General features: G+C 40.1%; 21 protein-coding genes and 1 tRNA gene. 18 read left to right on the forward strand and 4 right to left on the reverse strand.

The genetic code is table 11. From position 1 onward, the window contains the following. Positions 1–46: 46 nt before the first annotated feature. Genes O3599_RS08740 through tacF form a run of 3 tightly spaced genes read right to left on the reverse strand, consistent with a single transcriptional unit; the run spans position 47 to position 3,158 of the window. A complete protein-coding gene (locus tag O3599_RS08740) occupies positions 47–856 on the reverse strand; it encodes a phosphorylcholine transferase LicD (protein ID WP_023946911.1) in 810 nt (269 codons plus the stop codon). A gap of 1 nt (position 857) precedes the next feature. Continuing rightward, the gene (locus O3599_RS08745; RefSeq protein WP_371512600.1) at positions 858–1,661 is read right to left on the reverse strand and encodes a phosphorylcholine transferase LicD; all 804 of its coding nucleotides are present in this window, start codon (positions 1,659–1,661) and stop codon (positions 858–860) included. Positions 1,662–1,670: 9 nt separating this feature from the next. After that, the gene (gene tacF / locus O3599_RS08750; RefSeq protein WP_371512601.1) at positions 1,671–3,158 is read right to left on the reverse strand and encodes a type IV teichoic acid flippase TacF; all 1,488 of its coding nucleotides are present in this window, start codon (positions 3,156–3,158) and stop codon (positions 1,671–1,673) included. 439 nt (positions 3,159–3,597) lie between these two features. Here tacF and O3599_RS08755 point away from each other — a divergent pair, with 439 nt between their 5' ends. The 6 genes from O3599_RS08755 to dprA all read left to right on the forward strand — a co-directional run bounded on the left by O3599_RS08755 (position 3,598) and on the right by dprA (position 8,723). Further along, a complete protein-coding gene (locus O3599_RS08755) occupies positions 3,598–4,305 on the forward strand; it encodes a 2-C-methyl-D-erythritol 4-phosphate cytidylyltransferase (RefSeq protein WP_247939645.1) in 708 nt (235 codons plus the stop codon). Between the two features lie 4 nt (positions 4,306–4,309). Then, complete coding sequence (locus O3599_RS08760) at positions 4,310–5,332, forward strand: ribitol-5-phosphate dehydrogenase (RefSeq protein WP_050257066.1); 1,023 nt, start codon at positions 4,310–4,312, stop codon at positions 5,330–5,332. A gap of 16 nt (positions 5,333–5,348) precedes the next feature. Continuing rightward, positions 5,349–6,218, forward strand: coding sequence for a choline kinase LicA (gene licA, locus O3599_RS08765; protein ID WP_033687091.1), 870 nt, complete (start codon positions 5,349–5,351; stop codon positions 6,216–6,218). Further along, complete coding sequence (locus tag O3599_RS08770; protein ID WP_000791828.1) at positions 6,208–7,086, forward strand: DMT family transporter; 879 nt, start codon at positions 6,208–6,210, stop codon at positions 7,084–7,086. Before licA ends, O3599_RS08770 begins: the two co-directional genes overlap by 11 nt. 11 nt (positions 7,087–7,097) lie before the next feature. Then, a complete protein-coding gene (locus O3599_RS08775) occupies positions 7,098–7,787 on the forward strand; it encodes a sugar phosphate nucleotidyltransferase (RefSeq protein WP_000643976.1) in 690 nt (229 codons plus the stop codon). A gap of 87 nt (positions 7,788–7,874) precedes the next feature. Further along, positions 7,875–8,723 (forward strand): DNA-processing protein DprA, encoded by an 849-nt coding sequence (gene dprA, locus O3599_RS08780; protein WP_000705318.1) that lies wholly within the window; start codon positions 7,875–7,877, stop codon positions 8,721–8,723. On the opposite strand, the gene O3599_RS08785 is transcribed toward dprA, so the two are convergent. After that, a complete protein-coding gene (locus tag O3599_RS08785) occupies positions 8,720–8,866 on the reverse strand; it encodes a hypothetical protein (RefSeq protein ID WP_000693517.1) in 147 nt (48 codons plus the stop codon). The two genes, dprA and O3599_RS08785, sit on opposite strands and share 4 nt — an antisense overlap. A 126-nt stretch (positions 8,867–8,992) precedes the next feature. Here O3599_RS08785 and topA point away from each other — a divergent pair, with 126 nt between their 5' ends. The 12 genes from topA (at position 8,993) to O3599_RS08845 (ending at position 20,424) form a co-directional block, all read left to right on the forward strand. Continuing rightward, entirely contained in the window at positions 8,993–11,080 is a 2,088-nt protein-coding gene (gene topA / locus O3599_RS08790; protein WP_020902794.1) for a type I DNA topoisomerase, read from the forward strand. A gap of 258 nt (positions 11,081–11,338) precedes the next feature. Beyond that, positions 11,339–11,698 (forward strand): YbaN family protein, encoded by a 360-nt coding sequence (locus O3599_RS08795; protein ID WP_004258004.1) that lies wholly within the window; start codon positions 11,339–11,341, stop codon positions 11,696–11,698. Between the two features lie 92 nt (positions 11,699–11,790). Next, entirely contained in the window at positions 11,791–12,423 is a 633-nt protein-coding gene (locus O3599_RS08800; RefSeq protein WP_371512607.1) for a copper homeostasis protein CutC, read from the forward strand. A gap of 43 nt (positions 12,424–12,466) precedes the next feature. Next, a complete protein-coding gene (locus O3599_RS08805; RefSeq protein WP_371512609.1) occupies positions 12,467–13,123 on the forward strand; it encodes an MmcQ/YjbR family DNA-binding protein in 657 nt (218 codons plus the stop codon). A 303-nt stretch (positions 13,124–13,426) separates the two neighbouring features. Then, positions 13,427–14,989 (forward strand): 2-isopropylmalate synthase, encoded by a 1,563-nt coding sequence (locus tag O3599_RS08810; protein ID WP_371512611.1) that lies wholly within the window; start codon positions 13,427–13,429, stop codon positions 14,987–14,989. 11 nt (positions 14,990–15,000) lie between these two features. Next, the gene (gene leuB / locus O3599_RS08815) at positions 15,001–16,038 is read left to right on the forward strand and encodes a 3-isopropylmalate dehydrogenase (RefSeq protein WP_371512613.1); all 1,038 of its coding nucleotides are present in this window, start codon (positions 15,001–15,003) and stop codon (positions 16,036–16,038) included. Beyond that, the gene (locus O3599_RS08820; protein ID WP_371512615.1) at positions 16,035–16,304 is read left to right on the forward strand and encodes a DUF1294 domain-containing protein; all 270 of its coding nucleotides are present in this window, start codon (positions 16,035–16,037) and stop codon (positions 16,302–16,304) included. Before leuB ends, O3599_RS08820 begins: the two co-directional genes overlap by 4 nt. A 3-nt stretch (positions 16,305–16,307) precedes the next feature. Next, positions 16,308–17,690 (forward strand): 3-isopropylmalate dehydratase large subunit, encoded by a 1,383-nt coding sequence (gene leuC / locus O3599_RS08825; RefSeq protein ID WP_000907579.1) that lies wholly within the window; start codon positions 16,308–16,310, stop codon positions 17,688–17,690. Between the two features lie 9 nt (positions 17,691–17,699). Continuing rightward, the gene (leuD, locus tag O3599_RS08830) at positions 17,700–18,293 is read left to right on the forward strand and encodes a 3-isopropylmalate dehydratase small subunit (RefSeq protein ID WP_023946893.1); all 594 of its coding nucleotides are present in this window, start codon (positions 17,700–17,702) and stop codon (positions 18,291–18,293) included. A gap of 27 nt (positions 18,294–18,320) precedes the next feature. Continuing rightward, positions 18,321–19,100, forward strand: a complete 780-nt coding sequence (locus O3599_RS08835) for an L-threonylcarbamoyladenylate synthase (RefSeq protein ID WP_371512617.1) — start codon at positions 18,321–18,323, stop codon at positions 19,098–19,100. A 198-nt stretch (positions 19,101–19,298) separates the two neighbouring features. After that, positions 19,299–20,285: a GMP reductase gene (locus O3599_RS08840; RefSeq protein ID WP_000931164.1), complete on the forward strand. Its 987-nt coding sequence runs from the start codon at positions 19,299–19,301 to the stop codon at positions 20,283–20,285. A 67-nt stretch (positions 20,286–20,352) separates the two neighbouring features. Then, a tRNA-Arg gene (locus O3599_RS08845) sits at positions 20,353–20,424 on the forward strand. Positions 20,425–20,518: the final 94 nt, after the last annotated feature.

The following is a 20,518-nucleotide window of genomic DNA, read 5'->3' on the forward strand; positions in this document are numbered from 1 at the left end:
GATCTTCTCTTTTTTGTTATATTTTTTCTTGTAAACTACTGCTTAATCAGCTTTTGCGATAAGCTTTAATGCTATGACTATACCATTCTTGCATTTCCTTTGATGGTGGTGTCATATAATCCCCGTACATCTGGGTTAAAAATTGATCATATTTTTTAGGGACGGGCAACATACGGCCTTCAAACTCAGTTAAGATGAGTTCTTTAAAGGTATCGACTGGGAAGACTTCTTTCATTCCTTCCTTACCAATCCCAATTCCTCCTTCATATTGAGGAGTATTAGTTGCAGCATTTTTGACTAGCTGATCAATTTTCTTGTAAAAGTAACGAGGATTGACAAAGCGGAGGGCGTGCCAGCTACATAATCTTAGAAAATCTTTTAATTTGCTATCACCGTGAACTGCGCGTGATTTTTTGATATAAGCTAGTTGACGAAGGGCTACATACTTATAACTCTTGTCGACAATGCTCAAGTCTGTAAAGCGATCAATTGGGAAGACATCGATAAAGAGACTGGTGTCATGACGCTTGTACTTAACATGGTCTTCGATAACAGTAGAAGTATCCAAAATCGATGCGAAATTATGGAAGTACCAAGAAGATGTATCGTAGGAAAGAACCTTGTAGCGAGGGTGATTTTCTTCTTCAATAATCTTCAATAAACGTTCATAATCTTCACGATAGAGAGAAATATCAATATCATCATCCCAAGGAATCATACCTTTGTGGCGGATAGCTCCAAGCATGGTTCCATAACTGAGAAAATAAGGAATATTATGTTTTTTACAAGTCTCATCAATATAATCTAGCAGGGCTAGTTGGATTTCTTTAATTTCTTCTTTTTCTAAATATTGCATCCTAATCCTCCAATTTGTAGGCATGAAATTCATGACTGTAGAAGCGTTTTTCTTCAGGTGGCAAGGTCATATAATCCCCGTAAAATTGAGTCAAAATAGTATCAAATTTTTCAGGTGCAGGAAGGGTCAAATTCTCAAAGGGTAAATCAATTGTGTTATCAAAGGTACCGCTTGGGAAGACTTCCTTTTCCTTAAATTTAGAAGGGATAAAGGCCATATACTGACTATTCTTACGACTATATTTTTGAATTTCTTTCTCGATTTTATGTGCGAAATAACGAGGAGAAACAGGTCGAAGGAGTAACCAGAAGGCTGTTCGTATCCAATCTTTTAAAAGGCTATCCTTATAGACAATATTTTTATATTTACTGAAAGACAGAAGTTTGAAGCTTTCCAGTTTATAACAAATATCAATGACCTTAGGGTCATCAAAGCGATCCATAGGGAAAATATCGATAAAAACACCTGACTCATAGGTTTTTGTATTCCGAGTATCAATAATTTTAGTCGTACTGTCTGTTATTTTGACAAAGTTGTTAAAGTAGTTCTTATCAGTTTCTAAGGAAAGGAGCTTATATTTGCTTTTTTCCTTTTGAAAAATGTTTATAAATCGTTGGTAGTCTTCTCGAGGCATGGACAAATCAATATCGTCGTCCCAAGGAATAAAGCCCTGATGTCGAACCGCCCCAATCAGAGTACCGTAGTTAATAATATAGTTGATATTGTGCTTTTTACAGAGAGTATCAATATAATCCAAAATTTCTAATTCAATTTGTTTGGCATCTTCAATGGTTAGTTGTTTCATTCTATACTCCTAAGATTTTTTGAATTTATTTTTTAAGGCTAGGACATGGTTTAAAAATTCATAGAAAATGCTATCTTTGGTGAAGGCAAGTAGACCAATATAAGAGATGGCTGATAACAAGACAATCAAACCAGTATTAATCAAAAATGGCAAATTAATGACCATATCCACGGGATACAAGAAATTAATCAGGAAATAAATTCCTACAAAGGAAAGTGAAAAGAGCGAGTATCGAACAGTATAGCTAAAGATATGTCCTAAGTGGATGAGTTGTTTTCTATGGATGAAAATGATATAGAAAACAAGTAGAGAGGCCTCTGATAGCATAGTTGTCAGTAAGTAGTATTCAGGAGCCACGATGTGGTTGAAAAAGAGAAGACTATTTAAGCCCAAATTGAGTAATCCTGCAAAGACTGTATAGACTGTGATTCGTTTCTCATAGCCATTTGTAAAGAGAATTTGGGAACCAAGAATGGTATCTAAGGCCAGGATAATCGTACGAAAAGCGAAGAGAGAGGTTAAGATACCGCCTCCGATATATTTTTCACTACCATAAAGTAGGATAGCATTTGGCCCTAAAACCATGAGTCCGAAGCTCAGTGGAATGATAAAGAAGTTAAAGATTCGACTGCCTCTGTTAACCAGAGAAACATAGGCTTCTTTGTCTCCTTTTCCTAGATAATAACTGAGACGAGGCACACTCACTCCTATTGCACCTGTTACAACACCAGCTATAACGGTCACAATTCGCTGAGCCATGGTATAGTAACTAACGTTGACATCAATCCCTGTTTTAACGAGGAAGAGACGATCTAAAAAAGTGAAGAGCATATTAGCATTGGCAAAGACCAACATGGCTGTCAGAGGGAGAAAGAGTGGTTTAAAATCACTCATGTGAATCTTAACAAGTTTGATGTCTCTTTTAATCCAAAAATAACTAATCAGATAGTTAATCAGTGTTGATAAACTCATCACAAGTGTATAGACAACAATATCGTGTTCATTTTTGACAAACAGGAAAATAGATACCAGCATCAGGATACGGATGAAGGCAGTCTTGTAAAAAAGAAAACTGTAATTTTCCAGAGCTTCATTGACCCATTCGATTGAAAAAATCTGGGCAATGAGTTGAATCCCCATAACAAGGTAGACTTTTTTGACGATTGGATTATCTGTAAAGAAGAGAGGATAGGCTAGGATATAGATAGCAGTGGTCAAAATTGTACACGCTATGCACAAATAAAAAAGACTAGAGAAGGTTCTATTCAGATCTTTTTTGTTATCCTTGACATTACTGATGGCCCGTAAACCGTAGTTATAGACTCCATAAGTCGCAAAGGGTAAGAAAAATGACAAAATTGTGTCGACTGAGTTGAAGTAACCATAGTCAGTTCGGTCTAAGACACGCGCGACGTAGGTACCAGTTAAGATGGGAAAAATAATATTCAAGACACGAATTCCCATGTAAGATAGAGCATTTAATTTTATACTTTTCATTCAATTTACCTCGTTTTTCATTATATCATAAAGTCAGCTAATAAGAAATGAAGGGCAGTAATACTCTTCGAAAATCAAATTCAAACCACGTCAGCGTCGCCTTACCGTACTCAAGTACAGCTTACGGCTAGCTTCCTAGTTTGCTTTTTGATTTTCATTGAGTATAAGTCAAGTAATCACTTTGAAGTTTCAAAGCTTAATTTTAAGTTTTCTTTAAGAAAACTATATTATTCTGAAGAACTCTAAAATTTCACAGCCATTTCTAGTAATGCCTACAGAATTCCTAGTCACTACTAGAAATGGACTAGTTTCTTTGAATAATGGAACTGCTTAATCCTCCTATTCTAGAACGGGAGGGCCGGTATTTCTTTCATGATAGGACTAGATTGTGGTATAATAGAGAGAATAAGTTTTTTTAGTAAGACAAAGGAGAAAATAGATGATTTATGCAGGAATTCTTGCTGGTGGAACTGGCACACGCATGGGAATCAGTAACTTGCCAAAACAATTTTTAGAGCTAGGTGATCGACCTATCTTGGTTCATACAATTGAAAAATTTGTCTTGGAACCAAGCATTGAAAAAATTGTAGTTGGTGTTCATGGAGACTGGGTTTCTCATGCAGAAGATCTTGTAGATAAATATCTTCCTCTTCATAAGGAACGTATCATCATTACAAAGGGTGGTGCTGACCGCAATACAAGTATTGAGAAAATCATTGAAGCCATAGATGCTTATCGTCCGCTTACTCCAGAGGATATCGTTGTTACCCACGATTCTGTTCGTCCATTTATTACACTTCGCATGATTCAAGACAATATCAAACTTGCCCAAAATCATGACGCAGTGGACACAGTGGTAGAAGCGGTTGATACTATCGTTGAAAGTACCAATGGTCAATTTATTACAGATATTCCAAATCGTGCTCACCTTTATCAAGGACAAACACCTCAAACATTCCGTTGCAAGGACTTCATGGACCTTTATGGATCTCTTTCTGATGAAGAGAAGGAAATCTTGACAGATGCATGTAAAATCTTTGTGATCAAAGGAAAAGATGTGGCCTTGGCCAAAGGTGAATACTCAAATCTGAAGATTACAACCGTAACAGATTTGAAGATTGCAAAAAGTATGATTGAGAAAGACTAGTAAAATGATTAATCAAATTTATCAACTGACTAAGCCTAAGTTTATCAATGTCAAATACCAAGAAGAGGCTATTGACCAAGAGAATCATATCCTTATCCGTCCCAACTACATGGCTGTCTGTCATGCGGATCAGCGTTACTACCAGGGAAAACGTGATCCCAAGATTTTGAATAAAAAGCTTCCAATGGCAATGATTCACGAGTCATGTGGAACCGTTATCTCTGATCCGACAGGAACCTATGAGGTTGGTCAAAAAGTTGTCATGATTCCCAATCAGCCACCTATGCAGAGCAATGAAGAATTCTATGAGAACTACATGACAGGGACTCATTTCTTGTCTAGTGGATTTGATGGCTTTATGAGAGAGTTTGTTTCTCTTCCTAAAGACCGTGTGGTGGCTTATGATGCTATCGAAGACACGGTTGCAGCCATTACAGAGTTTGTCAGTGTCGGCATGCACGCTATGAATCGTCTATTGACCCTTGCTCATAGCAAGCGGGACCGAATCGCCGTTATCGGAGATGGAAGTTTAGCTTTTGTGGTTGCCAATATTATCAACTATACTTTGCCAGAAGCAGAGATTGTGGTTATTGGTCGTCATTGGGAAAAATTGGAACTTTTCTCTTTTGCCAAAGAATGCTATATTACTGATAATATTCCTGAAGATTTGGCCTTTGACCATGCTTTTGAGTGTTGTGGTGGTAATGGTACTGGACCGGCTATAAATGACCTGATTCGCTATATTCGTCCTCAGGGAACGATTCTCATGATGGGCGTTAGTGAATATAAAGTCAATCTCAATACACGCGATGCCTTAGAAAAGGGCTTGCTCTTGGTTGGTTCCTCTCGTTCTGGTCGCATCGATTTTGAAAATGCAATCCAAATGATGGAAGTAAAGAAATTTGCTAATCGTCTTAAAAATATCCTTTATCTAGAAGAACCTGTAAGAGAAATTAAAGATATTCACCGTGTCTTTGCGACCGATTTAAACACAGCCTTTAAAACTGTGTTTAAGTGGGAAGTATAAGTGCTGGAGGTTAATTGTGGAGAAAATCATTAAAGAAAAAATTTCTTCCCTACTTAGTGAAGAAGAGGAAGTCCTCAGTGTTGAACAACTGGGGGGAATGACCAATCAAAACTATTTGGTCAAAACAACAAATAAGCAATACATCGTTAAGTTCTTTGGTAAAGGGACAGAAAAGCTGATCAATCGTCAAGATGAAAAGTACAATCTTGAACTACTAAAGGATTTAGACTTAGATGTAAAAAATTATCTTTTTGATATTGAAGCTGGTATCAAAGTAAATGAGTATATCGAATCTGCGATTACGCTTGATTCAACGTCAATCAAGACCAAGTTTGATAAAATTGCTCCAATTTTACAAACCATTCATGCTTCTGGTAAGGAATTAAGAGGAGAATTTGCTCCTTTTGAAGAAATCAAAAAATACGAATCCTTGATTGAAGAAAAAATCCCTTATGCTAACTATGAAGCAGTTCGAGAAGAAGTCTTTTCCTTAGAGAAAAGACTGGCTGACTTAGGTGTTGACAGAAAATCTTGTCATATCGATTTGGTGCCTGAAAACTTTATCGAATCACCTCAAGGACGACTTTATCTGATTGACTGGGAATATTCATCAATGAATGATCCAATGTGGGATTTGGCTGCCCTCTTTTTAGAGTCTGAATTCACTCGTCAAGAGGAAGAAGCCTTCTTATCTCACTATGAGAGTGAGCAAACACCTGTCTCTCGTGAAAAGATCGCAATCTATAAAATTTTGCAAGATACTATTTGGAGTCTATGGACCGTCTATAAGGAAGAGCAAGGCGCAGATTTTGGTGACTATGGTGTGAATCGCTACCAAAGAGCTGTTAAAGGTTTGTCATATTATGGAGGTTCAGATGAAAAATAAAAATGGAGTTTCTTTTGGTCTACTCTCAGGTATTTTCTGGGGGTTGGGTCTAACGATTAGTGCTTATATCTTTTCGATTTTTACAGATTTGTCGCCCTTTGTGGTGGCCGCTGCTCACGATTTCTTGAGTATCTTTATCTTACTAGCTTTTCTCTTGGTAAAAGAAGGAAAAGTTCGTCTCTCAATTTTCTTAAATATTCGCAATGTTAGTGTGATCATCGGAGCCTTGCTAGCAGGCCCTATCGGTATGCAGGCCAATCTTTATGCGGTTAAGTATATCGGAAGTTCCTTAGCTTCATCTGTGTCGGCTATTTACCCTGCGATTTCGGTTTTATTGGCTTTCTTCTTTTTGAAGCACAAGATTTCAAAAAATACTGTATTTGGGATTGTCTTGATTATTGCAGGGATTATTGCTCAAACTTATAAGGTTGAACAGGTCAATTCCTTCTACATTGGGATTCTCTGTGCTTTAGTTTGTGCCATTGCATGGGGAAGTGAGAGTGTTCTAAGCTCTTTTGCTATGGAAAGTGAATTGAGTGAAATCGAAGCCCTCTTAATCCGTCAAGTAACTTCATTCTTGTCCTATCTTGTGATTGTGCTCTTCTCTCATCAGTCATTTGCAGAAGTGGCCAATGGACAATTGCTAGGTCTTATGATTGTCTTTGCAGCCTTTGATATGATTTCCTATTTGGCTTATTATATCGCTATCAATCGCTTGCAACCAGCCAAGGCTACAGGCTTGAACGTGAGTTATGTAGTTTGGACAGTCTTATTTGCAGTTGTTTTCTTGGGTGCACCGCTAGATATGCTGACAATTATTACGTCACTTGTCGTCATTGCTGGAGTTTATATTATTATTAAAGAATAAAGGAGATTCGTGTGAAAGCCATTATCTTAGCAGCGGGATTGGGAACTCGCTTGCGTCCTATGACTGAAAATACCCCTAAAGCCTTGGTTCAGGTTAATCAAAAACCCTTGATTGAATACCAAATTGAGTTTTTAAAAGAAAAAGGAATCAATGAAATCATCATCATTGTTGGTTACCTTAAAGAACAATTCGATTACTTGAAAGAAAAATATGGTGTTCGCCTCGTCTTCAATGATAAATACGCTGACTACAATAACTTTTACTCTCTCTATCTTGTAAAAGAAGAATTAGCTAACAGTTATGTTATTGATGCCGATAATTATCTCTTTAAAAATATGTTCCGCAATGATTTGACACGTTCGACTTATTTTAGTGTTTATCGTGAAGATTGTACCAACGAATGGTTCTTGGTCTATGGAGATGACTACAAGGTTCAAGACATTATTGTTGATAGCAAGGCGGGTCGCATCCTTAGTGGTGTATCCTTCTGGGATGCTCCAACTGCAGAAAAGATTGTCAGCTTTATCGATAAGGCCTATGCAAGTGGTGAATTTGTTGATCTCTACTGGGATAATATGGTTAAGGATAATATCAAAGAGCTGGATGTCTATGTTGAAGAATTAGAAGGCAATAGCATCTATGAAATCGATAGTGTCCAAGATTATCATAAATTAGAAGAAATTCTTAAAAACGAAAATTAAAGATTCCAACATCTGGCTGAAATAGTCGGATGTTTTTTGATTTTTTTACGAATAAATAGATGAGTAGAAAAAGAAATGGAGTTATTTATGAAAATCACAAACTATGAAATCTATAAATTGAAAAAATCAGGTTTGACCAATCAACAGGTTTTGGCAGTTCTAGAATACGGTGAAAATGTCGATCAAGAACTTTTGTTGGGTGATATTGCAGAAATATCAGGTTGCAGAAATCCAGCTGTTTTTATGGAACGTTACTTTCAGATAGACGATGCGCATTTGGAGAAGGAGTTTCAAAAATTTCCATCTTTCTCTATTTTAGATGACTGTTACCCTTGGGATTTGAGTGAAATATATGATGCGCCTGTACTTTTATTTTACAAGGGAAATCTTGACCTCTTGAAATTCCCGAAGGTAGCAGTCGTGGGCAGTCGTGCGTGTAGCAAACAGGGAGCTAAGTCAGTTGAAAAAGTCATTCAGGGCTTGGAAAATGAACTGGTTATCGTCAGTGGCTTAGCCAAGGGCATTGACACAGCAGCTCATATGGCAGCTCTTCAGAATGGCGGAAAAACCATTGCAGTGATTGGAACAGGACTGGATGTGTTTTATCCTAAAGCCAATAAACGCTTGCAAGACTACATCGGCAATGACCATCTGGTTCTAAGTGAATACGGACCTGGTGAACAACCTCTGAAATTTCATTTTCCTGCCCGTAATCGTATCATTGCTGGACTTTGTCGTGGTGTGATTGTAGCAGAGGCTAAGATGCGTTCAGGTAGTCTCATTACCTGTGAGAGAGCAATGGAAGAAGGGCGCGATGTCTTTGCTATTCCTGGTAGCATTTTAGATGGACTATCAGACGGTTGCCATCATTTGATTCAAGAAGGGGCAAAATTGGTCACCAGCGGGCAGGATGTTCTTGCGGAATTTGAATTTTAATACTCTTCGAAAATCTCTTCAAACCACGTCAGCATCACCTTGCCGTAGGTATGGTTACTGACTTCGTCAGTCTCATCTGCAACCTCAAAGCAGTGCTTTGAGCAACCTGCGGTTAGTTTCCTAGTTTGCTCTTTGATTTTCATTGAGTATAAGAAGAAAGTCCGCTTACTAGATAAACTTTTCTTCTATATATAGTAGCTAAGTCTTGACAGTTATGGCAAAATGGTTTACACTTTATAAAGTTTATTACTTTGAAAAGGTGTGATACTGTGGCTACGGCAACAAAAAAGAAAAAATCAACAGTTAAAAAAAATCTAGTCATCGTGGAGTCGCCTGCTAAGGCCAAGACGATTGAAAAATATCTAGGCAGAAACTACAAGGTTTTAGCCAGTGTCGGGCATATCCGTGATTTGAAGAAATCCAGTATGTCTGTCGATATTGAAAATAATTATGAACCGCAATATATCAATATTCGAGGAAAGGGCCCTCTCATCAATGACTTAAAAAAAGAAGCCAAAAAAGCTAATAAAGTCTTCCTGGCGAGTGACCCGGACCGTGAAGGAGAAGCGATTTCTTGGCATTTGGCCCATATTCTCAACTTAGATGAAAATGATGCCAACCGTGTGGTCTTCAATGAAATCACCAAGGATGCGGTCAAAAATGCTTTTAAAGAACCTCGTAAGATTGATATGGACTTGGTCGATGCCCAACAGGCTCGTCGTGTCCTAGACCGTTTGGTAGGCTATTCGATTTCGCCTATTTTGTGGAAGAAGGTCAAGAAGGGCTTATCAGCAGGGCGCGTTCAATCTATTGCGCTTAAGTTAATCATTGACCGTGAGAATGAAATTAATGTCTTTCAGCCTGAAGAATACTGGACAATTGATGGTGTCTTTAAAAAGGGAACCAAGCAATTTCAGGCATCCTTCTATGGAGTAGATGGCAAAAAGCTGAAACTGACTAGCAATGATGAGGTCAAGGAAGTCTTGTCTCGTCTGACTAGTAAAGACTTTTCAGTGGATCAGGTGGATAAGAAAGAGCGCAAACGCAATGCTCCATTACCTTATACTACTTCATCTATGCAGATGGATGCTGCCAATAAAATCAATTTCCGTACTCGAAAGACCATGATGGTTGCCCAACAGCTCTATGAAGGGATTAATATTGGTTCTGGTGTCCAAGGTTTGATTACTTATATGCGTACTGATTCGACCCGTATCAGTCCTGTAGCCCAAAATGAAGCTGCAAGTTTCATTACGGATCGTTTTGGTAGCAAGTATTCTAAGCATGGTAGCAAGGTTAAAAATGCTTCAGGTGCTCAGGATGCCCATGAGGCTATTCGCCCGTCTAGCGTTTTTAATACACCTGAAAGTATTGCTAAGTATCTGGACAAGGACCAGCTCAAGCTCTATACCCTTATCTGGAATCGTTTTGTGGCTAGCCAGATGACAGCTGCTGTCTTTGATACTATGGCTGTTAAATTGTCGCAAAATGGAGTTCAATTTGCTGCCAATGGTAGTCAGGTTAAGTTTGATGGTTATCTTGCCATTTATAATGATTCTGACAAGAATAAGATGTTACCGGACATGGCTGTTGGAGATGTAGTCAAGCAGGTAAATAGCAAACCAGAGCAACATTTCACTCAACCGCCTGCTCGCTATTCTGAAGCGACACTGATCAAGACCTTGGAGGAAAATGGGGTTGGCCGTCCGTCAACCTACGCACCAACAATTGAAACCATTCAGAAACGTTATTATGTTCGCCTTGCAGCCAAACGCTTTGAACCGACAGAGTTGGGAGAAATTGTTAATAAGCTCATCGTTGAATATTTCCCAGATATCGTAAACGTGACCTTTACAGCTGAAATGGAAGGCAAACTGGATGATGTCGAAGTCGGAAAAGAGCAGTGGCAACGTGTCATTGATGCCTTTTACAAACCATTCTCCAAAGAAGTGGCCAAGGCTGAAGAAGAAATGGAGAAAATCCAGATTAAGGATGAACCAGCTGGATTTGATTGTGAAGTGTGTGGCAGTCCAATGGTCATTAAACTTGGTCGTTTTGGTAAGTTCTATGCTTGTAGCAATTTCCCAGATTGCCGTCATACCCAAGCAATCGTGAAAGAAATCGGTGTTGAGTGTCCAAGTTGTCATCAGGGACAAATCATTGAGCGTAAAACCAAGCGTAACCGTCTCTTCTATGGTTGCAATCGCTATCCAGAATGTGAATTTACCTCTTGGGATAAGCCTGTTGGTCGTGACTGTCCAAAATGTGGCAATTTCCTCATGGAGAAAAAAGTCCGTGGTGGTGGCAAGCAGGTTGTATGTAGTAATGGTGACTACGAAGAAGAAAAGATTAAATAAGAGGAGAGTCCTGAAAGTGAATTTCAGGCTCTTTTTGGTTGGAACTTGACAAAATTCACCATTGTATGCGAAACTAGAAGAAGATTATTTTATACTCAATGAAAATCAAAGAGCAAACTAGGAAACTAACCGCAGGTTGCTCAAAGCACTGCTTTGAGGTTGCAGAAGAGACTGACGAAGTCAGGAACCATACCTACGGTAAGGGTGACGTTGACGCGGTTTGAAGAGATTTTCGAAGAGTATTAACTAGGAGAAGTTATGCGTCTTATCTATCTAATTATTGGTTTCTTATCACTGGCCTTGGCTATTATTGGGGTTGTTTTGCCCTTATTGCCGACAACGCCTTTTCTTTTGTTGTCTATTGCTTGTTTCTCAAGAAGTTCCAAGCGCTTCGAAGATTGGCTTTATCATACCAAACTCTATCAAGCATATGTGGCTGATTTTCGTGAGACCAAGTCCATTGCGCGTGAACGTAAGAAAAAAATCATCGTATCTATCTACATCTTGATGGGAATTTCCATTTATTTTGCCCCTCTCTTACCAGTCAAAATCGGTCTGGGAGCCTTGACCATCTTTATCACTTATTATCTCTTCAAGGTCATTCCAGATAAAGAATAGTTAAAATAGTAGTTATTTCCCTTGATAAAAACGAAAGTATATTCACAACAATATGATATAATAAATTTAAAGTAATACTCAAGGAGAATCAAATGATTTACGAATTTTGTGCTGAAAATGTGACCTTGCTTGAAAAAGCGATGCAGGCTGGAGCTCGTCGAATCGAACTCTGTGATAATCTAGCAGTGGGAGGAACAACACCAAGCTATGGAGTAACCAAGGCAGCGGTTGAACTGGCATCTAACTACGATACGATCATTATGACTATGATTCGTCCACGTGGTGGCGACTTTGTCTATAATGACCTAGAAATTGATATCATGCTGGAAGATATTCGTTTGACTGCTCATGCTGGAAGTCAAGGGGTTGTATTTGGGACTTTAACAGCTGATAAGAAGTTGGATAAGCCTAATCTTGAGAAGTTGATAGCTGCATCAAAAGGAATGGAAATTGTCTTCCACATGGCCTTTGATGAATTGAGTGATAAGGATCAACTTGAAGCTATTGATTGGCTTAGTCAAGCTGGTGTCACTCGAATCCTGACTCGTGCGGGTGTATCTGGTGACTCCTTAGAAAAACGTTTTGCTCACTATCACAGAATTTTAGAGCACGCTAAAGGTAAGATTGAAATTCTACCAGGTGGGGGAATTGACCTTGACAACCGTCAAACCTTTATCGACCAACTGGGAGTTACACAACTACATGGTACTAAGGTTGTCTTTTAAAAAAATAGAAAGGAACTGCTGCTTAGAGTAGCAGTTTTCACTTATGTTTGAAATTTTTAAATCCTATCAATTTAATAAAGAAAAGGCTCATGATTATGGTTTTGTAGAAAATGGTGGAGTCTGGACCTATAGTTGCCAGATTTTGCAAGGTGACTTTGTCATGACTGTATCCATCACTGCTGATAATGTGAGTTTTCAAGTCTTTGACCAGGAAACGGGCGACCTCTATCCTCAAGTTCATATGCAAAGTATGAGAGGAAGTTTTGTCGGAAATGTCCGTGAGGGTTGTCTGGAGATTCTCTACCAGATTCGGAAGGCTTGTTTTGAGGTACAGGATTTTATCTGCCCTCAGACTAAGCGAATCATGACTCAAGTTCAGGAAAAGTATGGTAATCAGTTGGAGTATTTGTGGGAGAAATCGCCTGATACAGCAGTGTTAAGACACGAAGGAAATCAAAAGTGGTATGCCGTCTTGATGAAAATCTCTTGGTATAAGCTGGAAAAGGGCAGAGAAGGACAGGTGGAAGTAGTCAACCTCAAACATGACCAAGTAGCTGACTTACTTTCAAAAAACGGCATTTATCCAGCTTTTCATATGAATAAACGTTACTGGATTAGTGTGGCGCTTGATGATACTTTATCAGATGAAGAAGTACTGGAATTGATAGAAAGAAGCTGGAATTTAACCACTAAAAAATGAAACATTTCAAGGATTTTCAATTAGCAAAATATTCTCTACTGAAGAAATTTTCAGAAAATATTGGATTTTTTCTTGACAAGTACTTTTGCCTATGCTAAAATACTAAACAAGATATCAAACGAAGGAGAAAGTCAAACATGAAAGCAGCTAAGTTTAATCAATTCGCTTTGTTGTTGAGGTACTCGGGCTAGTGCAAAAAGCATTAGTCCTGTTTGGCTTACCAAGCGGGAGTGAATCAACATCTCGCTTGGGTTTCTGAGCGAGATGTTTTTTTAAAACCACATTTGGAAAAGGGGAAATCTTATGAGAACAGTTGAATTTCTAGATACCAGCCTTCGGGATGGAGAACAGACACCGGGTGTTAACTTTTCAATCAAGGAAAAAATTGCCATTGCAAGACAGCTGGAGAAATGGGGCATTTCAGCCATCGAAGCTGGTTTTCCAGCGGCTAGTCCAGACTCATTTACGGCAGTTCAGGAGATTGCTAAGACCTTGAAGAAAACGGCAGTGACTGGTTTGGCCCGCTCTGTCAAGTCTGATATTGATGCTTGTTACGAAGCCCTCAAGGATGCCAAATATCCACAGGTTCACGTCTTTATCGCTACTAGTCCCATTCACCGCAAGTATAAGCTCAATAAGAGCAAGGAAGAGATTCTAGAAGCTATTAAGGAGCATGTCTCTTATGCACGTTCCAAGTTTGAGGTTGTCGAATTCTCTCCTGAGGATGCGACCAGAACAGAGTTGGATTTCCTCTTACAAGTCGTTCAAACAGCGGTTGATGCAGGTGCGACTTATATCAATATCCCTGATACGGTAGGATTTACCACACCAGAGGAATATGGAGCTATCTTCAAATACTTGATTGAGAATGTCAAAACGGAACGTCAGATTATCTATTCGCCTCACTGTCATGATGACCTCGGAATGGCAGTGGCTAATAGCCTTGTTGCTGTCAAGAATGGGGCAGGTCGTGTTGAAGGGACTATCAATGGTATCGGGGAGCGAGCTGGTAATGCTGCTTTGGAAGAAATTGCAGTGGCCCTCAATATTCGTCAAGATTACTATCAAGCAGAAACTAGTATTGTTTTAAATGAAACCATCAATACGTCAGAAATGGTTTCTCGCTTCTCAGGTATCCCAGTTCCTAAAAACAAGGCCGTTGTTGGTGGCAATGCCTTTTCTCATGAATCTGGTATTCACCAAGACGGAGTCCTTAAAAATCCTCTTACTTATGAGATTATCACCCCTGAATTGGTCGGTGTCAAGAGTAACAGCCTCCCACTTGGAAAATTGTCAGGTCGCCATGCCTTTGTTGAAAAACTAAGAGAACTGGCCTTAGACTTTACAGAAGAGGATATCAAACCACTCTTTGCTAAGTTCAAGGCATTGGCCGACAAGAAACAAGAAATCACAGATGCAGATATTCGTGCTCTGGTAGCTGGAACCATGGTTGAAAATCCAGAAGGCTTCCACTTTGATGATTTACAACTTCAAACTCATGTAGATAATGACATTGAAGCACTCGTTAGCCTAGCCAATATGGATGGTGAGAAAGTTGATTTCAATGCGTCAGGGCAAGGTTCTGTTGAAGCAATCTTTAACGCTATCGATAAGTTCTTTAACCAATCCGTCCGCTTGGTGTCCTATACTATTGACGCTGTGACAGATGGAATTGATGCCCAAGCTCGGGTTTTGGTCACTGTTGAAAACAGAGATACAGAAACCATCTTTAATGCAGCAGGGCTTGATTTCGATGTACTGAAAGCATCTGCTATTGCCTACATCAATGCTAATACCTTTGTTCAAAAAGAGAATGCTGGTGAGATGGGACGCAGTGTTTCCTATCGTGATATGCCTAGTGTGTAAAGGAGAAAGCTATGACAAAGAAAATAGTAGTTCTGGCAGGGGATGGAATCGGCCCAGAAATCATGGAGGCTGGGTTAGAGGTTCTGGAAGCTCTAGCTGAAAAAACAGGTTTTGACTATGAGATTGATAGACGACCTTTTGGAGGTGCAGGTATTGATGCAGCAGGCCATCCTTTACCTAGTGAAACCCTCAAAGCATGTAGAGAAGCAGATGCCATTCTCCTAGCGGCTATCGGGAGTCCCCAGTATGATGGAGCAGCGGTTCGCCCTGAACAAGGCCTGTTGGCTCTCCGTAAGGAACTCAATCTTTACGCTAATATTCGCCCTGTAAAAATCTTTGACAGTCTCAAGCATTTGTCACCACTCAAACCGGAACGAATTGCTGGTGTAGACTTTGTCGTGGTGCGTGAGTTGACAGGCGGGATTTACTTTGGAGATCATATCCTTAAAGAGCGCAAAGCGCGTGATATCAACGACTATAGCTATGAGGAAGTGGAGCGGATTATTCGCAAAGCCTTTGAAATTGCAAGAAATCGCAGAAAAATCGTTACTAGTATCGATAAGCAAAATGTTCTAGCGACCTCAAAACTCTGGCGGAAAGTAGCTGAGGAAGTTGCGCAGGATTTCCCAAATGTAACCTTGGAGCACCAGCTAGTCGACTCAGCTGCTATGCTTATGATTACCAATCCTGCTAAGTTTGATGTCATTGTGACGGAGAATCTTTTCGGAGATATTCTATCTGATGAATCAAGTGTTCTATCTGGCACACTTGGAGTTATGCCATCAGCCAGTCATTCTGAAAATGGACCAAGTCTCTATGAACCTATTCACGGTTCAGCACCTGATATTGCTGGTCAAGGAATTGCCAATCCTATTTCCATGATTTTATCAGTGTCCATGATGTTGAGAGATAGTTTTGGACGTTATGAGGATGCAGAGCGTATCGAGCGTGCTGTTGAGGCAAGTTTGGCAGCTGGTACATTAACGAGAGATATAGGAGGACAGGCTTCAACAAAGGAAATGACGGAAGCTATTATTGCAAGGTTATGAAGTTAGACGAAAAAATTACTCTAGTCCTTTTGATTTGGAATGTCATCATTTTCTTGATTTATGGCATTGACAAATCTAAGGCGAGGAGAAGAGCTTGGCGCATCCCAGAGAAAATCTTACTTATTTTAGCCTTTACTTGTGGTGGTTTTGGTGCCTGGCTAGCAGGAATCATCTTTCACCACAAGAATCGAAAATGGTATTTTAAAACAGTTTGGTTTCTCGGGATGGTGTCCACACTAGTAGCCTTATATTTTATTTGGAGGTAATGGATGGCAGGAAAATCGATTTTTGATAAATTGTGGGACCGTCATGTCATCACAGGAGAAGAGGGGCAACCCCAACTCATGTATGTGGACCAGCACTATATTCATGAAGTGACCAGCCCTCAGGCATTTCAAGGATTACGAGACGCAGGTCGTAGATTGAGACGACCAGACTTGACATTTGGAACCTTTGACCACAATGTCCCGACAGTCAATATCTACGATATTCGAGATGTGATTTCTAAGGTACAAATTGATAAGCTTGCTGAAAATGTTGAGGAATTTGGGATCGAACATGCTGCCCACGGTTCTGAAAAGCAAGGAATCGTTCACATGGTTGGTCCAGAAACAGGAAGAACTCAACCAGGGAAATTCATCGTCTGTGGGGATAGCCATACAGCAACCCACGGGGCTTTCGGAGCGATCGCTTTTGGAATTGGGACCAGTGAGGTCGAACATGTCTTTGCGACACAGACCCTCTGGCAGGTCAAACCCAAGAAAATGCTGGTGGAATTCACTGGTGTTCCTCAAAAAGGAGTTTATTCCAAGGATTTCATTTTAGCTTTGATTGCCAAGTACGGCGTTGCTTGCGGCGTTGGCTACGTGGTGGAATATCGTGGACAAGCTATTGATGCACTGAGCATGGAAGAACGAATGACCATCTGCAATATGTCCATCGAGTTTGGATCCAAGATGGGAATCATGAATCCAGATCAAACCACCTATGATTATCTCAAAGGACGGGAATGTGTTCCAGAGGACTTTGAAGAGGCTGTGGCAGATTGGAAGACCCTTGTCAGTGATGAGAATGTCGTTTACGATAAGGTTATCCAGATGGATGTTTCAGACTTGGCTCCTATGGTGACCTGGGGAACCAACCCTGCTATGGGGGTTGACTTTGACAGTAGATTCCCAGAAATTAAGGATATGAATGATGAGCGAGCCTACAATTACATGGACTTGGAGCCTGGTCAAAAGCCAGCTGATATTGAACTAGGCTATATCTTTATCGGTTCTTGTACTAATGCTCGTCTCAGCGACTTGCAACTGGCTGCGCGATTTGTTAAAGGGAAGAAGATTGCTCCTAACTTAACGGCTATCGTAGTCCCAGGCTCTCGTCCTGTCAAACGAGCTGCTGAGAAGTTGGGCTTGGACAAGGTTTTCCTAGACGCTGGTTTTGAGTGGAGAGATCCAGGTTGTTCTATGTGCCTAGGGATGAATCCAGACAAGGTCCCTGATGGTGTTCACTGCGCCTCAACCAGCAATCGAAACTTTGAAGATAGACAAGGCTTTGGCGCTAAGACTCATCTCTGTAGTCCAGCTATGGCAGCTGCGGCAGCTATTGCAGGGAGATTCGTAGATGTTCGGCAAATGCCAGAAGCCCAGTAAGGAGAGGATATGGAGAAATTTACAGTTTATACGGGAACGACCGTTCCTCTCATGAATGATAATATCGACACCGACCAAATCCTACCCAAGCAGTTTCTCAAGTTGATTGATAAAAAAGGCTTTGGTAAGTACCTCATGTATGCTTGGCGTTATCTGGACGACAAGTATACTGAGGATCCTGACTTTGTCTTTAATCAGCCTGAATATCGTAAAGCCAGTATTCTTATCTCAGGGGATAACTTTGGGGCAGGTTCTTCGAGGGAACATGCAGCTTGGGCCTTAGCAGACTATGGTTTTAAGGTCGTGATTGCAGGATCTTTTGGGGATATTCATTACAATAATGAACTCAATAATGGCATGTTGCCTATTGTTCAGCCTAGAGAGGTTAGAGAAAAGCTAGCCCAGCTCAAACCGACTGACCAGGTAACTGTGGACTTGGAACAACAAAAAATCATCTCACCAGTTGGAGAATTCACTTTCGAAATCGATAGCGAATGGAAACACAAACTCTTAAATGGTTTAGACGATATCGGTATTACCTTGCAGTATGAAGATTTGATTGCTGCTTATGAAAAACAACGACCAGCCTACTGGCAGGATTAGAAGAAAAATAGAAAAGGAAATAGAACTATGACAAAACACATTCAATGGAACGGAACACTTTCACAAGAAGGCTATGACATTTTAAAAGGTGAGGGCGGATGTATCGTTTGCCCTACTAAAGTTGGTTACATTATCATGACCAGCGATAAGGCAGGACTTGAGCGTAAGTTCGCAGCCAAAGAGCGTAACCGTAACAAACCAGGTGTTGTTCTCTGCGGTAGCATGGATGAGCTTCGCGCTTTAGCACAACTTAACCCAGAAATTGAAGCCTTTTACCAAAAACATTGGGATGAAGATATTCTTCTTGGTTGTATCCTTCCATGGAAACCAGAAGCCTTTGAAAAACTCAAAGCATACGGTGATGCCCGTGAAGAACTTATGACTGACGTTCGTGGTACTAGCTGTTTCGTTATCAAGTTTGGGAAAGCTGGTGAACAATTGGCTGCCAAACTTTGGGAAGAAGGCAAGATGGTATACGCCTCATCTGCAAATCCATCTGGAAAAGGAAACCGTGGTAAGGTAGAAGGTATCGGAGAACGCATCGAAGGAGCAGTTGACCTTGTTATCGAGGCAGACGACTATGTGGCATCCATTCAACCTGACAAAACAATTGAAACTCGCTACGAACAAGGTGTGATGGTCTCTATGGTCGATAAAGACGGCAAACTTATCCCAGAACAAGGAGGAGCACGTTCAACTTCACCAGCTCCAGTGGTTATCCGTAAAGGGCTTGACATTGATAAGATCATGATGCACCTGTCAGATACCTTTAACTCATGGGACTACCGTCAGGGCGAGTATTATTAGGATAGAGAAGAAGTGGGGAGACAATAATCTCTCCTCTTTCTTTTTTATTATCACAAAAAACCCGAACATTATATTTTAATTTATAAAATTATTTGACAAAAACTGTACTTTGATTTATAATTAATTAAGGAAACGTCGGAAAAGGCGTAGTGATGCGAGAGCATAGGTAGGTCATTATAAAAGAAACGAGTCATCGATATGTTAAATGAATTTCCAATTTTTGATTATGAAGATATTCAATTGATTCCAAATAAATGTGTGATTAAAAGCCGTGCAGAAGCAGATACAAGTGTCACTCTAGGAAATCACACCTTTAAACTACCTGTTGTGCCAGCTAACATGCAGACGATTTTGGATGAAAATGTAGCAGAGCAACTGGCTAAAGGTGGTTACTTCTACATTATGCACCGTTTTGATGAGGCAGGACGTATTCCTTTTATTAAACGAATGCACGATCAAGGGCTCATTGCTTCTATCTCTGTCGGTGTTAAGGATTATGAGTATGATTTTGTCAGCCAGCTCAAGGCTGATGCTCCTGAGTACATCACGATTGATATTGCCCATGGTCATGCTGATAGCGTGATTTCTATGATTCAACACATCAAAAAAGAATTGCCAGATACTTTTGTTATTGCTGGAAATGTGGGAACACCAGAAGCTGTGCGTGAATTGGAAAATGCTGGTGCGGATGCTACTAAGGTCGGAATTGGCCCTGGTAAGGTTTGTATCACCAAGGTCAAGACTGGTTTTGGTACAGGTGGTTGGCAGTTGGCTGCTCTCCGTTGGTGTGCCAAGGCTGCACGTAAACCAATCATTGCAGATGGAGGAATTCGTACTCACGGCGATATTGCCAAGTCTATCCGTTTCGGTGCCAGCATGGTTATGATTGGTTCCCTTTTTGCAGGACATATTGAAAGTCCAGGGAAAACGATTGAAGTCGATGGTGAACAGTTCAAAGAATATTACGGTTCAGCCTCACAATATCAAAAAGGTGCTTACAAAAATGTGGAAGGCAAACGTATCTTGCTTCCTGCTAAAGGTCATCTGCAAGACACTTTAACTGAGATGGAACAAGACCTTCAAAGTGCTATTTCTTATGCAGGTGGACGTCAGGTTGCTGACCTTAAACACGTTGATTATGTAATCGTGAAAAACTCTATCTGGAATGGGGATGCTTCCCACTAAGACGGGCTATTCTCACCAGAAAAAAACTTGTTATTAGAGCAAATTTCTGTTATAATAAAACAAGTTTCCACCCTTAGTGTAATGGATATCACGTAAGATTCCGGTTCTTGAGATGGGGGTTCGATTCCCTCAGGGTGGATGTAAACATCCTAAGAAAGCCTTTAGTAGGGCTTTTTTCTTTGTTCTGCTCCAAATTTGCTCCGAAAACTGAAAATATCTTTTTAAAGAATTCC

This window comes from Streptococcus sp. 27098_8_103, from assembly GCF_041432345.1.
In the GTDB taxonomy this organism is placed as follows: domain Bacteria; phylum Bacillota; class Bacilli; order Lactobacillales; family Streptococcaceae; genus Streptococcus; species Streptococcus mitis_BV.